Source organism: Niabella soli DSM 19437, from assembly GCF_000243115.2.
Lineage (GTDB): Bacteria > Bacteroidota > Bacteroidia > Chitinophagales > Chitinophagaceae > Niabella > Niabella soli.
This window is the reverse complement of the sequence record NZ_CP007035.1, coordinates 3,723,819-3,740,607: the sequence shown is the minus strand read 5'-3', so window position 1 is coordinate 3,740,607 and position 16,789 is coordinate 3,723,819. Positions and strand designations below refer to the sequence as shown.

Genomic DNA, 16,789 nt, shown 5'->3' with positions numbered 1-16,789 from the left:
CTTTTCAGGAGAGTACAGGACAGTTGCTTTTATAAATAGTTGTACTTTGAAACCCCTTTATTGGGATATACAAATACAATACTTGCTTTTATGAACAAATTATGCTTGCCCTTTTCCCTGTTGCTATTTGCAGCAACTGCGAACGCGCAGTCTTCCGTTACTAATCTGAGAACTGAAAATCTTGTAAACCCCCTTGGACTGGATGTTACCGTGCCTCGTTTTAGTTGGCAACTGAAAAACAATAAAAGAAATATTGCCCAAACCGCCTACGAAATAAAAGTTACAGGAAAAAAAGAATCCGCATGGAACAGCGGTAAAATCAACTCCGATTCGTCTGTTCATGTAGCCTATAAAGGCTCCGCCCTGCATAGTGGCGAAAAATATACCTGGCAGGTGCGGGTATGGGACAACAGCGGCAAGCCATCGGCCTGGAGCCAGCCCGCCAGTTTTCAAATGGCCCTGTTACAACCTTCCGATTGGAGAGCTTCCTGGATTGAACCGGGCTATACGGAAGACTCTGTGCTGCGTCCAAGTCCTTTACTGCGCAAAGAATTCAGCACCACAAAAAAAATTGCCAAAGCAACGGCTTATATTACAGCCCACGGCATGTACGAAGCTTATGTGAACGGGAACCGGGTGGGCGATGCGCATTTTACGCCCGGCTGGACCTCTTATAAGACACGGCTGCAATATCAGACTTACGATATAACGAATCTCCTCCGGCAGGGAAAAAATGCGCTTGGTGTTATACTGGGCAATGGGTGGTACCGCGGCTTTATCGGTTTCAGGGGTCAGAAAAACTTTTATGGAAAGGATATTGCATTGTTGTTGCAGGTGAACATCACTTATACCGACGGAACGGATGAAACCCTGGTTTCTGACGGATCCTGGAAATCGGCAACGGGGGAAATCACTTACTCCGAAATTTATAATGGCGAAACGATTGATGCCCGTAAACAAAAAACAGGCTGGATGCAAGCGGGCTATGACGATGCCGGCTGGAGCAATGTTAAGCAGGCTTCTTTTGGGAAAGACAATCTCCTGGCCACTTATAACGAGATGATCACGCCTCACGAAGTGATTAAGCCGGTAAAAATGATCACCACCCCCAAAGGCGAAACGGTGCTGGATTTTGGGCAAAACCTGGTAGGCTGGGTTCGGGTTAAAGCAAACGGTAAGGCCGGGGATTCTATTGTGTTGAATCATGCTGAAGTATTGGACAAAGCCGGTAATTTTTACACAGAGAACCTCCGCGCGGCAAAAGCAACAGACACTTATATTCTTAAAGGCGGCGGTACCGAGACCTTTGCCCCGCACTTTACCTGGCAGGGCTTCCGGTACATAAAAATAACCGGCTACCCGGGAACCATTCATCCGGAAAATTTTGAAGCGGTGGTTTTTCATTCAAACATGGCTCCTACCGGCACCTTCACTACTTCCAATCCGCTCATCAACCAACTGCAGCACAATATCCAATGGGGGCAAAAAGGTAACTTCCTGGATGTGCCCACTGATTGCCCGCAACGGGATGAGCGGTTGGGATGGACCGGAGATGCCCAGGCCTTTTTTCGCACCGCATCCTTTAACCGGGGTGTCAATAATTTCTTTACCAAATGGCTGAAAGATCTGGAAGCCGATCAGATGGAAGGGCGCGTTCCTTCCGTAATTCCGAATGTATTGGGCAATGGAGGCAATAGCGCCGGCTGGGCAGATGTGGCCACCATTATTCCCTGGGAACTGTATATTGCCTACGGCGATAAACGCACATTGGCCGCACAGTACAGCAGCATGAAAAACTATGTGGAAAGCGTCCGCCGCACCACAAAAGACAACCTGTGGAACACCGGGTTCCACTATGGTGATTGGTTATTTTACCGTCCGGCAGATGATAACGACGGACGCTCTGCTGTTACGGACAAATATCTTATTGCGCAGTGTTTCTATGCAAACTCGCTGCAATTGTTGATCAATGCAGCAACAGTTTTAGGCAAAACAGACGATGCCGCCTCCTATACTGATCTTTTACAAGAGGTAAAGACCGCGTTTTTAAAAGAATATATGACGCCCTCGGGACGATTGGTTTCGGGCACACAAACGGCGTACGTACTGGCGCTGCAGTTTGATATGCTGCCGGAAAACCTGCGTAAACAGGCTGCCGACCGCCTGGTAGAAAATATTAAAAGTTACAATAATCATTTGACCACCGGGTTCCTGGGAACGCCTTATTTATGTCATGTGCTGACCCGCTTCGGCCACAGCGATGTAGCCTATACATTATTACTGCAGCAATCGTATCCTTCCTGGCTGTACCCGGTAACAAAGGGTGCAACAACCATATGGGAGCGTTGGGATGGCATTAAGCCTGACGGCTCTTTCCAGACACCAAGCATGAATTCCTATAACCACTATGCTTATGGCGCGATCGGCGACTGGATGTATCGAAAAATGGTAGGGCTCGATACCTATGCCGACGGGCCCGGCTACAAACACATAAAAGTACAACCGCACATTGGGGGCGATTTTAAAAATGCTTCTGCAACATTGGAAACCAATTATGGAACGGCTGCTGCAGGCTGGAAAATTGAAGGCAATACCGTAACGATGGATGTAGAAGTACCAGCCAATACGGTTGCTACCATCTATCTGCCAGCGGGTAACGCCAGTTCCGTAACAGAGTCCGGCAAACCCCTAAGCGCCATAAAAGACATTCAAGATCTTGGAAGCGAAGAGGGGTATATAAAAATACAGACAGGTTCCGGCAAGTATCATTTTTCGATGCAGGCAGAAAAGCAGCAGCACTAAAACAAAGCTTGCGGGAAACCTATTTCCGCAAGATATTGATTACATCCAGAATGGTGGATTGCAGCTCCCCGTTGCGCCGGTAAATGATCTTTACCTTTCCGTAACTGGACTGAAGCGACTGCTTTAAATCATCGAGCGTCATTCCAAATTTGTTATTCACAGCCAGTATTTCGTCGCCTTCCTGTAGCCCGGCTTTTTCCGCAGGCGACCCTGCGGGAATTTTTCCGGTGATGGCGGCATTGCCGATCAGGTAAAGTTCAATACCTGAGTAGGCATAATCGAACGGAGTATTAAAAAACTGGTTGGGGGTTAAATAGATCTGTTGTTTGTCGTAATTGAGTATCACATTGAACCTTCTGAAAATTTCATTACCCAGCAACCCGCCGAGTGACGGATAAGAGGTTACATTATAATCATCGTTAAAAATATTTATGGGCACATTCCTGAACCGGTAGGGGCCAATCCGCAGCGATTTCATTACCGTCAGGTACATATCTACCCGTCCACCCAGGCCTTCCCCCTGTTTTAAATAACGTTTTCTTTTGGGTTTTAAAAAAGTACTGTCATTAATAAAGTCATCCGAAAATAAAGCCGTCAGACCTGCACCAATATCGAACAGGTAATTGAAGCCCCTTTTCTTCAGATCCTCAATACTGGCTTTGGAGTAGGGAAGCATGCGTATATAGGGCTTTAAAAGATAGCCCCCTTTAGGATATTTAATGGTTCCCTTTGTATAAAAGCTCAGCACCTGTTTTTCATAATCTATTTTTACAATATAACGGCTCAAAACGGAGTAACCGATGATCCCATCGATTTTTCGCCCGTATAAAGACGTTAGCACATCATAATCGATCACGTGAAAATTCAGGCTGTCTATTTCATGATTGCCTATTTTTAACCGGTGCTCTTTTAAGAACCCTACTTTTCTTATGCCGCCGATGCCCCGTATAATTCTTTCCGGAGCCGTAGGTTGCAGGTGCAACATCGCAACCGTTGTTGAATCCAATGAAATGCCGCCACTTCCGGTATCAAGGATAAAAGAGAGCGAATCTTTAAAATCATCAAGCAACGCATTCAGCACGATTACGCCACCGGTAAATTGCTCAAAATGGAGGGTGGTTAATAATTTACTGGGGGGGTCAACAAATTCCTCCTGCGCGCTCGCATCAAATATACAGGCAGTCTGTAACGTTAAACATATGAATAGCACGCGTATCATTCAGGGAGGCCCACCGGCAATTGGTATAATTAAAATTACAAAAAAAATCAATGCCGCAATTGCCAGGCGGGGCTATTCTCTCTCAGGTTTGTTATAGCCGTACGCACAAATTGCAGCGTATAATCAATCTCTTCTGCTGTTGTAAAGCGGCCCAAACTAAAGCGGATGGCTGCTTTTGCGCGGTCGTCGGTTTGCTGCATTGCTTTTAGCACATAAGAGGGGTCCAGCGACCCGGAAGTGCAGGCCGAGCCGGATGAAACAGCGATGTTTTTATTTAATATCGACAGTATTTCATTACTGTTAAGGTAGCCGAACGACAGGTTGGTTACCTGCGGTAAACGCTGGGAGGAATGCCCGTTCACAAAGGTTTCCGGAAGGGATAATAAGGCCTGCTCCAGCTTATTGCGCAGGTTTAAAAGGCGATGCCCATCAGCATCCATCTCTTCGCCTGCAAGCGCGCAAGCTTTCCCGAACCCCACAATGCCCGGGACATTTAACGTGCCGCTACGGATATTTTTTTGCTGCCCGCCCCCCGTTATTTGCGATGTTATTTTTACCCGGGGGTCTTTGCGGCTTATATACAAGGCACCCACGCCCTTGGGCCCGTACAACTTATGACTGCTGAAAGCCATTAAAGCCGGCTTTGCTTTTTTTACATCAACGGGGATCTTACCAACCGCCTGTGTTGCGTCGCAAAAGAATAATATATTCTTTTCATGGGCAATAGCGCCTATTGCTTCTACGGGCATCAGCACCCCCGTTTCGTTATTGGCCCACTGCACGGCGATTAATATCGTGTTGGCCCGGAGCGACGCTTTTAGTACATTCAGATCAATTTGTCCATCAGCATTTACATCAAGATAGGTAACATGAGCGCCCTTTTTTTCAAGTGTTTTACAGGTATCCAAAACGGCTTTGTGCTCCACTTTAGTTGTAATAATATGATCCCCTTTTCCTGCATACATGGAACAGATCCCTCTCAGGGCAAGGTTGCAACTTTCGGTGGCCCCGGAGGTAAAATACACTTCATCGGCCGTTGCATTTATTAACCCCGCCACCTGTTGTTGCGCCGCTTCCACGGCTATCGCTGCTTTCCAACCAAACGAATGATTCCGGCTGGAGGGGTTCCCAAAATATTGGGTAAAATAAGGCAGGAGCGTGTCCACCACACGGGCATCGCAGGCGGTCGTAGCACAATTATCCAGATAGATGGGAAAACGGAGCATTATTTAATAAAAAAAGGTGCAGCCTGTTAGTGCAGCACCTTTAAAATTAATCAAAAGAATTTTATTGAGCGATCATTGAGTCTATTTTAAAATTATTCTTTGCTGCAAAGGCATTCCTTTGTTTGATAAAATCATCATCGGCAACGGACTCATCCTGCTGCAATTTTGTAATGATCGCGTCTACCTTACTATGCAACGCTGCGGTATCTTTTACTTCTTTATAAGCCTTGCCTATTTCAAGATAAGGGCCCATAACCGAGCTCTTGTAAAAGTCGGCCAGTTTTAATGCCGCATCGCGATAGGCGGTATTGCCATCAAAATCGGAAAGATCTTTTATAGCCTTTGCAGAAGAGTCGATCTCCGATCCAAATTTAGCTGCTGCCCGCTGCAGATCAATACTATCGCTGGTAGCCAGCCGCTGTACGGCAAACAGGGTCTGATGCATTTTCTCCATATGATCCATTACTACCTGGTCATACTTCATTGCCTCAGAAGATTTTTCCTGGTTGGAACAGGCAATAATGCCCAGTAACGCTACAGTCGCAATCAAAATTTTTTTCATGAATAGCTTGTTTTAATGTGATGAAATAAGCCCTTCCTCATTATTATTAATCCCAAGGGTGTTAACTGCAAGGCTTGCTGCAATTTGAGAAGCATCCTTTTTATTGAACGCTTTCCCCCGGGCAATTATCTCTCCATCAACAACTGCACCAATTGTGAATAATCTGCGCCCATTTTCCAGCTTTTCTTCAATTGTGGTGAACTCAAGCGTTTTACCCAGCTTATTTGCCCATCCGTAAAGTTTATTTTTATGATTGATCTCGCGTAGTTCCAGCTCCTCCATGAACATATGGGGGGAAATGATATAGTCATACACCCATTTGCAGGTCTTTTTATACCCTATATCCAGGTAAATGGCCCCCACAAGGGCCTCCAGCGTATTACCAAAAATATGACTGCCCCGTAAAGTATGGTCCAGTTTATTAAAATTGGCGATCTTTTTCAGGTTCATTTTTAACGCCACTTCGTTCAATTGCTGGCGATTTACCATTTTACTGCGCATTTCCGTCAAAAAGCCTTCTCCCTGGTAAGGATATCTTTTAAACAGGTAATCGGCAATGAGTGCGCTCAGGACAGCATCCCCCAGGTACTCCAGGCGTTCATTGTTTTCATCAACATTTTCTTTAAGGGAACGATGCGTTAGTGCGGTTTTGTATAAGGACATATTATCGGGTGTAAAACCCAATATGTTCCGCAACTGTTTTTTTAAGGCAGTGCCCGATTGTTTTTTAAAAATCCCTTTTATAAAATTCACAGCGCACTATGAATATTTTTTTACGATTACACAGGCATTATGCCCGCCAAAACCAAAGGTATTGCTTAAGGCAATGTTTACCTTCCGTTCCTGTGCCTTGTTGAATGTAAAATTCAATCGCGGATCCAACTCCGGATCATCTGTAAAATGATTAATGGTAGGCGGTACAATATCGTGCAGCACACTTTTAATACAGGCGATAGCCTCCAGTACCCCGGCAGCCCCAAGGCAATGCCCCGTCATACTTTTGGTGGAGCTGATATTTAGATCATACGAATGTGCTCCAAAAACTTCCAATATGGCTTTTGTTTCTGCAATATCGCCCAGGGGGGTCGAGGTTCCGTGCGTGTTAATATAGTCCACGTCGGCTGCCTGGATTCCCGCGTCATTCAGTGCAACGATCATTACATTTTTAGCACCCAGCCCTTCCGGGTGGGGAGCTGTAATATGATAGGCATCGGCTGTTGCTCCTCCGCCAATCACTTCACAATAAATTCTGGCGCCGCGCTTTTTTGCATGCTCCAGTTCTTCAAATATCAATATACCCGCGCCTTCGCCCATTACAAAACCGTCGCGGTCTTTATCATACGGGCGGCTTGCAGTGGCAGGGTCGTCATTGCGCTCGCTCATGGCTTTCATGGAGTTAAAGCCACCAACACCGGCCTCGCCGATTACGGCTTCACTACCCCCGGTAGCAATTATATCTGCCTTGCCCAAACGCAAAAGATTAACGGCATCAATCATGGCATTGGTGCTGCTGGCGCAGGCGCTTACCACAGAATAATTGGGTCCGCGGAAATTATGCCGCATGCTGATCTGTCCGGCCGCGATATCCAGGATCATTTTGGGAATGAAGAACGGATTAAAGCGGGGCGTGCCGTCTCCTTTTGCAAAATCCATTACTTCATTTTGAAAAGTGGTCAGTCCACCGATGCCACTTCCTAAAACCACTCCGATCCGATCAGGGTTAATATTCTCTTTAGTAAGCCCCGCGTCTTTTACAGCCTGGTCGCTTGCCACTAAAGCAAACTGCGTAAACCGGTCAACCTTCCTTGCTTCTTTTTTGTCAAGAAAATCGGTTGGCTCAAAGTTCTTTACTTCACAGGCGAATCTCGTTCTGAACTTACTGGCATCAAATAAGGTGATGGGGGCGGCGCCCGGAACGCCATTGATCAGCCCATTCCAATATTCCTCAACAGTATTGCCGATCGGTGTTAATGCACCCATTCCGGTTACTACTACCCTTTTTAACTCCATAATACTGTTTATCCTTATTTAAATATAACTAAAACCGCCTTTAATTATGGAATACCACAGTCAAAGGCGGTGTACTTGTTGTCTTTACTAAAAGCCAAGCTTTGTCTGAAACCCTGTCAGTTACTTAGCGTGTTCTTCCAAATAAGATACCGCCTGACCAACAGTAGTAATCGTTTCGGCTTGCTCATCTGGAATAGAAATATTGAATTCTTTTTCAAATTCCATGATCAGTTCAACGGTGTCCAATGAATCGGCACCCAGATCATTTGTAAAAGAGGCTTCATTAGTTACTTCTGCTTCGTCAACGCCTAACTTGTCAACGATAATTTTTTTAACTCTTGATGCAATGTCTGACATATCTTATTAATTTAGTTATTGCTGCAAAAATAGAGTTTTTGACTAAAACTGCATAAAAAGAAAAAAAAAACTAAAAATGTATTGAACCGGTTAAAAATCCTTAATTTACAAATCAAATAAAGTAGCTGAAACACCTATGATCCCTACTATTAACAGGAATATTTATGGCATTAAAGATTATAGATCACGGTTCCAAAGAATACCGGCAAATGGTGGACCTCCGCAATGAAATTTTGCGAAAACCATTGGGTCTGGTACTTACTGAAGACGATCTTAATGCCGACAAAAACAATGTGCTGATCGGGGCTTTTGAGGATGAGAAGATGCTGGGCTGTTGTATGTTGGTCAAGCAATCTGCTCAATTAGTGCTGTTACGACAAATGGCCGTATTGAACGATCTGCAGGGAAAGGGTATCGGAAGGGCCTTGCTGCTTTTTGCGGAAAATATTGCGCGCGATATGGGCTATCGTGAAATATCCATGCAGGCGCGTAAGAACGCATTGGGATTTTATGAAAAGATGGGGTACCAGGAAGCAAGTAACGAATTCACCAACCTCACCATTCCTCATATTATTATGAAGAAATACATCTGATCCTGCCGGAGTGGCCGCCTTAAGGTTGTACCCTGCGCTTATTTTGTACGTACTTTTTCCATCAGCAAGTGCCGGAATGCAGAAGCCTCATCAGCATTGGCAAATGCCGTTTTTGGCACCAGCAAAAAAGACCGTTCGTCAAAATACAGGTGAAAAAAGTGTGGGCTTTCTTTATAATTGGCTAACGCAGTGTAAGGCCAGCTCCTTTTACCATTGGTGTGCTCCAACGTAAAATCATTTTCATTAAAATACATTGTAAAGCTATGCTTAAATGTTTCCGCTTTTCTGTACACCACGCCGGGTAAAACAAACCACAGGCTTATCATCAACAACAGCCAAAGAAATGAATTGATGAGGAAGGCCGCCGGCGTTATTTTGTGCAGCGCGTATAAAACCAACGCCAGCGCAGCAAACACGTTAACCAGGATGATCATGATCCTGATCTCCTTTTTGGAAATGAAATGATACCGTAATGCCTGAATTACCTGCCTTTTGTCATATCCAAAGTTGATTGTCATAGTCTGTTTATATCAAAACTGAATAATTATATATAAAATATTGTCTTTTTACCGGCGGGGCTACCCATCAACGTCAATGATTAATAATGAACCGGAGTCAATTTTATTAGAATGTGTCCGGCAATCTACCCCCGGCGCCGGCCTAAACAGAAAAGCGAACCAATCATCGGGGGGTTCGCTTTGCCTGTTGTTGAATTATTTTGAATTAACGGTTCATCATTGATTTAGCCTCCATGCTCAACGTAGCGTGGGGTACTGCACGTAACCGCGCTTTGTCTATCAAATGACCGGTTACGCGGCAAATGCCATATGTCTTATTTTCCACGCGCATCAAGGCTTTTTCCAAATGATCAATAAAAGTGATCTGCCGGCTGGCGAGCTGGCTCAACTGCTCGCGCTCCATACTTACACTGCCATCTTCCATGGTCATGTACCGGCCTTCGTCCATATCACCCCCCTCATCCCTGCGGGTGATCAATCCCTGCAAATAGGCCAGTTCTTTTTTTGCAGCATCCAATTTTCTTAAAATGATCTCCTTGAACTCTGCGAGATCACTGTCAGAATACCGTATTACAGACGGCGCTTTTTCAATAGCCGGCGTATCCAGTACACTTTTTGTAAAATCGGGTTGATATTTTACCGAACTCCTGGTTGAAAGTTTAGGAACCACCACCTTTTTAGGAGCTTTTACTACTTTTTTTTCTTCTTTCTTTGCCACTTTTTTTTCTATTACGGGTATCTCTTTAACTACGGTTTTCTTAACAGGCGGCTTTTTCTCCGGTACCGTTTTTTTTGACGAAGCTTTAACCACAGGCTTTGCTGTTACCTTCTTAGCAGAAGGTTTTGCAGCTTTTACTGTTGCCGGGCGGGCAGGTTTTGCCACCGGTTTTTTTGATACAACCGGTTTTTTCGCTGTTTTAGAGGCAGCTTTTGCAGGTGCTTTCGCGGCAGGCTTGGCAGCCTTTTTAGGAGCAACTGCTTTTCCCGCTGCAGAACGAGCAGGTTTTGCAGGCGCTGCTTTCTTAGCTGAATGTCCGGCTCGGGCCGTGGCCGACTTTACCGCTGTTTTTTTCTTTGTAGCCATTGTTGTTACCCTTTTTTTGTTACAATCGTACACAACTTGTGTTCATTCACTTCAATTTCGGTACCTCCGGATGAAATCGGACTAAAATCCAGATCATCTGCCAAAATTTCTGCGCAAATATAGTCTTTATACGTGTTTAACGCATTTTTTAATGCGGTATTTGTATCTACCTGAACGGATACGCGATCGGTTAAATCAAAACCACTGTCCTTCCTGATTTTCTGGATGCGGTTTACAAATTCCCGCGCCTCTCCTTCCTGCTTCAGCCCCTCTGTAATGGTAATATCCAGCGCCACTGTTAGGGTGCCTTTATTTGCCACTGTCCAACCCGGAATATCTTCGCTGCTGATATCCACCTCATTTACCAGGATCGGAACGGCTTCACCCTCAATATCCAGTACAATCTGCCCGTTCTTTTCCAGGTTGCTGATCTCTTCCTGGCTAAAACCGGCCAGTTTATTGGAAACGGCCTTCATTTTTGGTCCCAGTTTTTTCCCCAGCGCCACGAAATTAGGCTTGATCTTCTTCTTTATAAATCCTTCAGTGTCAACAAGGTACTCTACTTGCTTTACATTCACTTCCGACTGGATCAGCGCCTCTACTTTTTGAAGCTGTTCGGTCATTGCCGGGTTCAAAACCGGAATTAATACCTTCTGTAACGGTTGACGAACCTTAATGTTCACTTTTTTCCTCAGGGAGAGTATTAAAGAGGAAATATCCTGTGCCAGTTGCATCCGTTCTTCCAGGGACGGGTCGATCGCACTTTCATCCGCTTTGGGAAACAGGGCATGGTGCACCGACGTTACATCAAAATGATTGGCCACGCTGTTCAGGTTTTGAAAAACGGCATCACTGAAAAACGGTGCAATCGGCGCCATTAACCGGGTTACGGTTTCCAGGCATTCAAACAAGGTTTGATAGGCTGCTATCTTATCTTTCTCATACTCACCTTTCCAGAACCTTCTCCTGCAAAGCCTTACATACCAGTTACTTAGGTGTTCATCAACAAAATCTTCGATCAAACGGCCTGCCTGCGTAGGCTCATAATCGTCCATAGCCGTTGTTACTTCTTTTACCAATGTATTTAAGGAGGAAATAATCCAGCGGTCAATTTCGGGGCGCTCGCTAAGCGGAATTTTTGCTTCTTTAAACGTGAATCCATCTACATTGGCGTAAAGTGCAAAAAACTGGTAGGTATTATATAAGGTACCAAAGAACTTGCGTTGTACTTCTTTAATACCATCAATATCAAACTTAAGGTTATCCCAGGGGGAGGCGTTTGTTATTAAGTACCAACGTGTTGCATCGGCGCCAAAGGTTTCGATAGTAGTAAAAGGGTCTACCACATTGCCCAGGCGCTTGCTCATTTTATTACCGTTCTTATCCAGCACCAGCCCGTTGCTTACCACGGTTTTGTAGGCCACACTGTCGAACAGCAGCGACGCAATCGCGTGCAGGGTATAGAACCAGCCGCGGGTTTGGTCCACGCCTTCACAAATAAAATCAGCAGGGAAATTGGTGTCAAAAGGCTGATTGAACGGCTGCGCATCACCGGCTTTTAGTTTTTCGTAGTTCAGGCCCCATTGTGCGTAGGGCATGGCACCACTATCGAACCAAACATCAATCAGATCCGGTTCCCGGTGCATCGGTTTGCCCGAATCGCTTACCAGAACTACCTCATCTACATAAGGTTTGTGCAGATCCAATATACCGTTATGCAGGTACCCTTTATTTACGTCACCGCCTAAAACCCCGTTTGCTTTTTTGATCTCTTCGTTCAGCTCTTCAACCGAACCGATACATTTCATTTCTGAACCATCTTCCGTAGCCCATATGGGCAGCGGCGTGCCCCAGAAACGACTGCGGCTCAGGTTCCAGTCCACCATATTTTCCAGCCAGTTGCCAAAACGGCCTTCGCCGGTGGATTTGGGTTTCCAGTGAATGGTTTTGTTCAGCTCCACCATGCGGTCGCGCAGCGCAGTGGTCTTTATAAACCAGGCATCCAATGGATAATAGAGGATCGGTTTATCAGTGCGCCAGCAATGGGGATAGTTGTGCTCGTATTTTTCTACTTTAAAAGCACGGCCTTCCTTCTTTAATTTTACGCTGATGTCCACGTTCACATCTACATAATCCTTCTGGTCTTTATAGTCTTTCACATACCGCCCGCTAAATTCCCCGGTACCATCAATGAATTTTCCCTCCTTGTCTACCAATGTCAGGATTCCTATATTATTTTTCTTACCTACTTTATAGTCGTCTGCTCCAAAAGCCGGCGCCGTGTGCACAATACCGGTACCATCTTCCGTGGTTACAAAATCGCCCACCATTACTTTAAAGGGTGTGGCGCCCGGAGTGGTTTCCTGTATTTTTTCGGGAGCGTTGGATTCAAAAGGCAGCAATTGTTCGTACTGAAGGCCTTCCAGGTCCTTTCCTTTGAAAGTGGTTAGTATTCTCCAGGGAATCAGCTTGCTCTCTGCGGTATAACTGTCAAAATCTGCCGTTTCTCCACCCTCCTTAAAATACCTATAGAATAAAGGAAGCGCAATGATTACTTTTTGCGGCTCATGCGTATACGGATTATACGATTCCACCAAAGCATATTCGATAGTGCCGCCTACCGTTAACCCCAGGTTGGAGGGCAACGTCCACGGGGTGGTGGTCCATGCCATAAAGTATACATCGCCCGCGATATTTTCCAAAACGCCTGATTTGATCGCTTTGAACAACACCGTGGCGCTGGTATCTTTTACATCTTTATACGTACCCGGCTGGTTCAATTCGTGAGAACTTAACCCGGTTCCGGCAGCAGGAGAATAGGGTTGTATACTAACACTTTTATAGAGTAACCCTTTGTTATACAATTGCTTAAGCAAATACCAAAGGGTTTCAATATACTCATTCTTAAAGGTGATATACGGATCGTTCAGATCCACCCAATAGCCCATTTTGCGGGTCAGGTCATCCCATTTGTCTTTAAACCGCAGTACGGCCTCCCGGCATTTCTGGTTATATTCTTCTACTGATATTTTTTTACCAATATCCTCTTTAGTGATGCCCAGTTCTTTTTCCACGCCCAGTTCCACCGGCAAGCCGTGCGTATCCCAGCCGCCTTTGCGTTTTACCTGGAAACCCTGCATGGTTTTATAGCGACAAACCAGATCTTTTAAGGTACGTGAAATAACGTGGTGAATACCGGGCATACCATTGGCGCTGGGCGGCCCTTCATAAAAAACAAAGGAAGGAGCGCCGTCGCGCAGCGAAACGCTTTTTTCAAATGCCTGGTGCTCCTGCCATTTTGCAAGTATTTCCTGCTCGATGGATGGCAGGTTCAACCCCGTAAATTCTCTGTATTTCACGCTCATATTGGATAAAAAATGAGTGCAAAGGTACGAAATATAACAATGGCAGGAAAGAGATGATAAGAGGGCGCTCTTATTAGTAAAAACAGGGCATTACAAAAAGTACACGTATCTTTGCCGAAAGCACACGTATATGGTAACAAAACTTACCCTGACCATTGAAGCGGTTGTTATTGAAAAAGCCAAGCATTACGCAAAGCATACGGGCAGAAGTCTATCTGACCTGGTGGAACGTTACCTGGAAACGCTCACGGAAGCCCCCCCGGACGAAAAAATTTCATCACGATTAAAAAAAATAGCGGGTGCGGTAAAATTGCCGGACGATTTTGATGAAAAAGAAGCGTTACTTTCTTATTTTGAAAAAAAACACCTATGAGTCACGCCTTTGTAGACACCAACATTTTAATTGACCTTATTGCTGACCGGAAGCCGTTCAGCCGGTTTGCCGTTGAATTATTTGAAAAGGCTGAAACGAATACGGTAAAACTCTATACCTCTTCGCACTCTTTTGCAACGACTCATTATTTGATGAAAAAATATACCGGCGAAAAAGAGTTGCGGGCGCTATTGTCCGATCTGTTGTATTTTATAACAATCATTCCCGTTGATCTAAATGTGATTCAAAAGAGTCTGAGGTCTTCCTATAAAGATTTTGAAGATGCGATACAAATAATGGCAGCGCAATCCGTCTCAAAAATCAGCTACCTGATCACCCGAAACATTAAAGATTTCAGAGATTGCCCCATTGAAGTGGTTGCCCCGGATGAATTTTGCAGTCGCGTTAAATGAAGAACAACATCAAAGCTCTTCCAAACTATCTTTTACCGCTTGTATGGTTTTGTCCAGATCTTCTTTGGTAAGCGCATTGTTCAGGAACCAACTTTCAAAAGCCGAAGGCGGCAGGTAAATGCCCCGTTTCAACAAGGCATGAAAAAAGTGCTTAAAGCGTTCGTTATTGGCAGCAGCCGCTTCTTCAAAATTGGTAACGGGATGATCGCTGAAATGCACACTGATCATACTTCCGAAATGATTGATCACATAAGGCTGGCCCCATGCGTTTAATTCTTTTTCGAGCCCTTCTTTCAGGTATTGGGTTTTATTGTCCAGTTCCGTTAATAGTTGCGGATTGTTTTTTAATTCGTTTAGCAAGGTAAGTCCCGCTGTCATGGCTACCGGGTTGCCACTTAAAGTACCGGCCTGATACACGCTTCCCAGCGGGGCCACCACTTCCATAATATGCCGCTTGCCTCCAAAGGCCCCCACCGGCATGCCTGCGCCGATGACCTTTCCGTAGGTAACGAGGTCCGCATCAATGCCTAACCGCTCCTGCGCGCCGCCTAAAGCCAGGCGAAAGCCATTCATTACCTCATCAAAGATCAGCACCATTCCCTCTTCATTGCAAAGTTGCCGAAGCCCCTCGAGAAAGCCTGGTTTGGGCAAAATACAGCCCATATTGCCGGCTACAGGTTCCACAATAATGGCGGCAATTGTTCCTTTATTTTCTTTTACCAGTTGCTGAACTGCTGCCAGGTCGTTATAGGCGCAGGTGAGCGTGTCGTTAGCCGCGCCTGCTGTAACGCCGGGCACGGTTTGGATGTTAAATGTAGCCACGCCGCTGCCGGCCTTTACCAAAAACGCATCGGCATGCCCGTGGTAACATCCTTCAAATTTGATGAATTTATTTTTTCCTGTGTACCCCCGTGCTACCCGCAAGGCGCTCATACAGGCTTCCGTTCCACTGTTTACCATACGCACCAGGTCTATATTGGGCGCCATAGATCTGATCAATTCCGCCATTTCGATCTCCAGCGCCGTTGGCGCCCCAAAGGAAGTGGCTTTTGCCACCTGCTGCTGAATGGCTTTTACCACCCGCTCATAACCATGCCCCAGGATCATGGGGCCCCAGGAGGCAATATAATCGATGTATTGCTGCCCCTGTACATCGTATAAATACGCGCCTTTTGCTTTTTCAAAAAAAACGGGCGTCCCACCCACGCTTTTAAAGGCCCGGACAGGAGAGTTAACGCCGCCGGGAATGCTTTGTTGAGCGCGGTCGAAGAGGGATTTGCTGGATTGGTACGTATACATGCTTAATGTGCTAATTTGAAAATGTGAAAATGTGCTAATTGCTGCACTGCAGCCGAAGTGTGCGACGCAACACCGATGCTATATGTTCTGTTGCTGACCACAACAATGAACAAAAAAAGAAACAGTCTGGTTTAAACAATAATACCCTTATAAATCAAAACCAACAACACCGCGCCAACAATGATCCGGTACCAGCCAAAGAGCTTAAAGCCGTGTTTCTGCAAATAGCTGATAAAGAATTTTATCGCGATTAACGCTACCACAAATGCAATAAGATTTCCAATGCCCAGTAAAAACAGGTTATGTTTATCCATTAGTATTTGAGGCGTTTCATTGTAGGCATCCAGAAGTTTTTTCCCGGTAGCGGCGCACATGGTGGGCACGGCCAGGAAAAAAGAAAATTCTGCAGCCAGGCTACGCGTCAGTTTCTGCTGCATGCCACCTATAATAGAAGCCGCGCTGCGACTAATTCCCGGCAACATTGCCAAACACTGCCAGATCCCTATAACAAAGGCTTTTTTATAAGTTATCTCCCCTTCCGCCGTAATAAGAGGGCGCTTAAATAAGCTGTCTATAAATAATAATACAAACCCTCCAGCAAACAGCATAATAGCTACGATAAGGGGGTTTTCGAACAACATATCAATTTTCTTTGAAAATAAGGCCCCCAATACCAGTGCAGGAATCACCGCCACTAAAAGTTTTAGGTAAAAACTCCACTTATTGAGCGGGAAAAATTTTTTATAGTAAAACACGATCACCGATATAATGGCTCCCAGTTGCACGGCCACTTCAAATAGTTTTACAAAAGGATCCTGGTCAATTTTCATAACCGCAGAGGCAATGATCATATGCCCGGTAGAAGAGATCGGTAAAAATTCGGTCAGCCCCTCAATCACAGCCAATATAATGGTCTGGATAATGTTCATATAGATAGATTTAAAAAAAGGCGACATAAGAGAGCCGCC

At 45.3% G+C, this 16,789-nt stretch carries 15 protein-coding genes; 4 read left to right on the top strand and 11 right to left on the bottom strand.

Going from position 1 to position 16,789, the window contains the following annotated elements; all coding sequences use genetic code 11:
- Positions 1-90 precede the first annotated feature (90 nt).
- Entirely contained in the window at positions 91-2,802 is a 2,712-nt protein-coding gene (locus NIASO_RS15675; protein WP_008587450.1) for an alpha-L-rhamnosidase, read from the top strand.
- Between the two features lie 19 nt (positions 2,803-2,821).
- Here the strand turns inward: NIASO_RS15675 and NIASO_RS15670 are convergent, their stop codons facing one another.
- The 6 genes from NIASO_RS15670 to NIASO_RS15645 all read right to left on the bottom strand — a co-directional run bounded on the left by NIASO_RS15670 (position 2,822) and on the right by NIASO_RS15645 (position 8,176).
- Positions 2,822-4,021, bottom strand: coding sequence for an aspartyl protease family protein (locus tag NIASO_RS15670; RefSeq protein ID WP_008587448.1), 1,200 nt, complete (start codon positions 4,019-4,021; stop codon positions 2,822-2,824).
- Between the two features lie 47 nt (positions 4,022-4,068).
- Complete coding sequence (locus tag NIASO_RS15665) at positions 4,069-5,247, bottom strand: cysteine desulfurase family protein (RefSeq protein WP_008587442.1); 1,179 nt, start codon at positions 5,245-5,247, stop codon at positions 4,069-4,071.
- 61 nt (positions 5,248-5,308) lie between these two features.
- The gene (locus NIASO_RS15660) at positions 5,309-5,809 is read right to left on the bottom strand and encodes an LIC11966 family surface protein (RefSeq protein ID WP_008587441.1); all 501 of its coding nucleotides are present in this window, start codon (positions 5,807-5,809) and stop codon (positions 5,309-5,311) included.
- Between the two features lie 12 nt (positions 5,810-5,821).
- Complete coding sequence (gene rnc / locus NIASO_RS15655) at positions 5,822-6,562, bottom strand: ribonuclease III (protein ID WP_008587440.1); 741 nt, start codon at positions 6,560-6,562, stop codon at positions 5,822-5,824.
- A 6-nt stretch (positions 6,563-6,568) separates the two neighbouring features.
- A complete protein-coding gene (gene fabF, locus NIASO_RS15650) occupies positions 6,569-7,819 on the bottom strand; it encodes a beta-ketoacyl-ACP synthase II (protein WP_008587439.1) in 1,251 nt (416 codons plus the stop codon).
- Positions 7,820-7,939: 120 nt separating this feature from the next.
- Positions 7,940-8,176 carry an acyl carrier protein gene (locus NIASO_RS15645; protein ID WP_008587437.1) on the bottom strand — a complete coding sequence of 79 codons (237 nt, stop codon included), beginning with the start codon at positions 8,174-8,176 and terminating at the stop codon, positions 7,940-7,942.
- Positions 8,177-8,340: 164 nt separating this feature from the next.
- Between NIASO_RS15645 and NIASO_RS15640 the strand changes: the two genes are divergently transcribed.
- Positions 8,341-8,769, top strand: coding sequence for a GNAT family N-acetyltransferase (locus tag NIASO_RS15640; protein ID WP_008587435.1), 429 nt, complete (start codon positions 8,341-8,343; stop codon positions 8,767-8,769).
- Between the two features lie 38 nt (positions 8,770-8,807).
- Here NIASO_RS15640 and NIASO_RS15635 read toward each other — a convergent pair whose 3' ends face one another.
- The 3 genes from NIASO_RS15635 to ileS all read right to left on the bottom strand — a co-directional run bounded on the left by NIASO_RS15635 (position 8,808) and on the right by ileS (position 13,736).
- Entirely contained in the window at positions 8,808-9,287 is a 480-nt protein-coding gene (locus NIASO_RS15635) for a YcxB family protein (protein ID WP_008587433.1), read from the bottom strand.
- A gap of 205 nt (positions 9,288-9,492) precedes the next feature.
- A complete protein-coding gene (locus tag NIASO_RS20450) occupies positions 9,493-10,371 on the bottom strand; it encodes a TraR/DksA family transcriptional regulator (protein WP_008587430.1) in 879 nt (292 codons plus the stop codon).
- A gap of 5 nt (positions 10,372-10,376) precedes the next feature.
- Complete coding sequence (gene ileS / locus NIASO_RS15625; RefSeq protein WP_008587428.1) at positions 10,377-13,736, bottom strand: isoleucine--tRNA ligase; 3,360 nt, start codon at positions 13,734-13,736, stop codon at positions 10,377-10,379.
- 130 nt (positions 13,737-13,866) lie between these two features.
- On the opposite strand from ileS, the gene NIASO_RS15620 reads away from it, so the two are divergent.
- Complete coding sequence (locus NIASO_RS15620) at positions 13,867-14,109, top strand: DUF6364 family protein (protein ID WP_008587427.1); 243 nt, start codon at positions 13,867-13,869, stop codon at positions 14,107-14,109.
- Positions 14,106-14,522: a type II toxin-antitoxin system VapC family toxin gene (locus tag NIASO_RS15615; protein ID WP_008587426.1), complete on the top strand. Its 417-nt coding sequence runs from the start codon at positions 14,106-14,108 to the stop codon at positions 14,520-14,522. Before NIASO_RS15620 ends, NIASO_RS15615 begins: the two co-directional genes overlap by 4 nt.
- Before the next feature lie 9 nt (positions 14,523-14,531).
- Here the strand turns inward: NIASO_RS15615 and hemL are convergent, their stop codons facing one another.
- Both hemL and NIASO_RS15605 read right to left on the bottom strand, forming a co-directional pair.
- Positions 14,532-15,821, bottom strand: a complete 1,290-nt coding sequence (hemL, locus tag NIASO_RS15610; protein ID WP_008587425.1) for a glutamate-1-semialdehyde 2,1-aminomutase — start codon at positions 15,819-15,821, stop codon at positions 14,532-14,534.
- A 131-nt stretch (positions 15,822-15,952) separates the two neighbouring features.
- The gene (locus NIASO_RS15605) at positions 15,953-16,750 is read right to left on the bottom strand and encodes an undecaprenyl-diphosphate phosphatase (protein ID WP_025299049.1); all 798 of its coding nucleotides are present in this window, start codon (positions 16,748-16,750) and stop codon (positions 15,953-15,955) included.
- Positions 16,751-16,789: the final 39 nt, after the last annotated feature.